We start from the raw sequence: 1,751 nt of genomic DNA on the forward strand, positions 1-1,751 counted from the left end.
GGGCCGTGGTGGTGGCCAGGAGGAGCAGGTCGGCACCGGGTGCGGCGGCGTCGGCCAGCCCGTCGCCGAGACGGTCGATGAAGGCGGCCGCCTTCGAGAGCAGCTTCGGGCCCGCCTCCGTGCCGCCCCCCGTGGCCCGTGGATCGGCCGGGAGCGCCCGGAATTCGAGCCCGCTGTCGGCAGCCATCCCGGCGAACGTCTCCGGCGCCGCGAGCGCGACCTCGTGGCCCTCCGCCCGCAGGTGGGCGCCGAGCCCCGTGTAGGGGGCGACGTCACCGTGCGAGCCGGCCGCCATGATGAGGATCTTCACCGCACCTCCCTCACGTCCTCGGTACCGGCCCCCGGGGCGGTAGCACCGGCGGCCGCCGCGTTGGCGCCGATGGCCGCGCGCAGGTACGCGACCAGGCCGGGTCGCTGCTCGCCCGGCGGGACGACGAGGGCGAACGCGCGGGCGTCCGCCTCGTAGTCGTCGGCGATCCGGCAGTGCATCTCCGGCGGGCACGGGGTGAACCAGCGCGCGATGTGCTGCCGGTGCTCCTCCGCCAGGCGGCGCACCCGCTCGCTGTCGTACGCCAGTCCCTCGTCGAACGCGGCGAGCAGCTTGCCACGCCACACCGCCGCTTCGGCCATCAACTGCCGCCAGTCCTCCTTGGAGTGGGCCGCAGCGCGGGCCAGGGCCTCCTGATGGCCGTCCCGGTCGCCCCACTTGAGGTGGGCGTCGGTCGCGTAGCTGAGGTCGAAGACGACGTCACCGAAGACCTCGAAGCGCTCCTCGGGCGTCAGGTCGACCCCGAGCCTGCGGACCTCGATCGCCCTCTCGGCGACCTCGACGAGCTTCTGCAATCTGGCGATCTGCCCGGTCAGTGCATCCCGCCTGGCCACCAGGTGGTCGAGCGCGGTGGCCTGCGGGTCCGCCAGGATGGTCGCGATCTCGTCGAGCGGGAAGCCGAGTTCCCGGTAGAAGAGGATCTGCTGGAGCCGGGCGAGGTCCGCGGTGTTGTACAGGCGGTACCCGGCCGAACTGCGCTCGCTGGGCGACAGCAGCCCGGACCGGTCGTAGTGGTGCAGGGTCCGGATCGTGACCCCGGCGAAGCCGGAGACCTGTCCTACCGACCAGCTCATCGTTCCCCCATGGATTCGTGCCGTTGCGCTGCCCCCACCGTGGAGCCTGACGTCGGGTAAGGGTCAACACTCGCAGCTCGACGGCCTGCACCGGCTCCGCGCCGCGACGCATGCGCGGCGGCGACGGCGGGGCGGCGACGGCGGGGCAACGGGCGGGCTCAGGTCTCGCGCTGCGGGTGGTACTCGGACTCGGGTATGCCGAACGTCCAGGCGACCCCGGCCCTGGCGGTGCGGGTGCCCGGTGGCACCCGCAGCCAGTATGTGCGGAAGGTGCCGTCCGGCTCGGCGGTGGAGTTGACGACCTCGACCATGACGACGGGCTCGTCGTCGGGCAGGACGATCCGCCAGAGGATGCCGGTCTCGTCGCGGTGGACCGGCTCGGCGCCGGCGTCGGCGAGGTAGCGGTCGTAGCCGTAGTGCTCCAGCAGGACGCGGCGCAGCTCGGCGTTCTCCTCGGTGCGGATCCGCTCGACGGTGACGGCGGGCAGCTCGGCCAGGAACGCGGCGGGAACGGGCATGCCGCGCCAGGCGTGGAGGGCGAAGCCGTCGGTGTGAGCGAGGGCGGGGCCGTCGGCGCGGTCGAGGCGGCCGGCCTCGTCGCGGTGGAGCTCGACGGGCCGTTCGCTGAT

At 73.5% G+C, this 1,751-nt stretch carries 3 protein-coding genes; all 3 read right to left on the minus strand.

What is annotated here, in order from left to right:
• Positions 1-310: glycosyltransferase (locus AB0O00_RS37925; protein WP_363659244.1), on the minus strand; the 310-nt coding region annotated here is incomplete at its 3' end.
• Positions 307-1,122, minus strand: a complete 816-nt coding sequence (locus AB0O00_RS37930) for a MerR family transcriptional regulator (RefSeq protein ID WP_363659245.1) — start codon at positions 1,120-1,122, stop codon at positions 307-309. The genes AB0O00_RS37925 and AB0O00_RS37930, both read right to left, overlap by 4 nt.
• Before the next feature lie 158 nt (positions 1,123-1,280).
• On the minus strand, positions 1,281-1,751 hold a 471-nt coding region (locus AB0O00_RS37935; protein ID WP_363659246.1), incomplete at its 5' end, for a DUF6745 domain-containing protein.

It is taken from the genome of Kitasatospora sp. NPDC093558 (assembly GCF_040683475.1).
Taxonomy (GTDB): domain Bacteria; phylum Actinomycetota; class Actinomycetes; order Streptomycetales; family Streptomycetaceae; genus Kitasatospora.

Excerpts from the sequence above, each read along its gene's own strand:
- AB0O00_RS37930 (WP_363659245.1), bottom strand. The coding sequence starts at position 1,122 with ATGAGCTGGTCGGTAGGACAGGTCTCCGGCTTCGCCGGGGTCACGATC.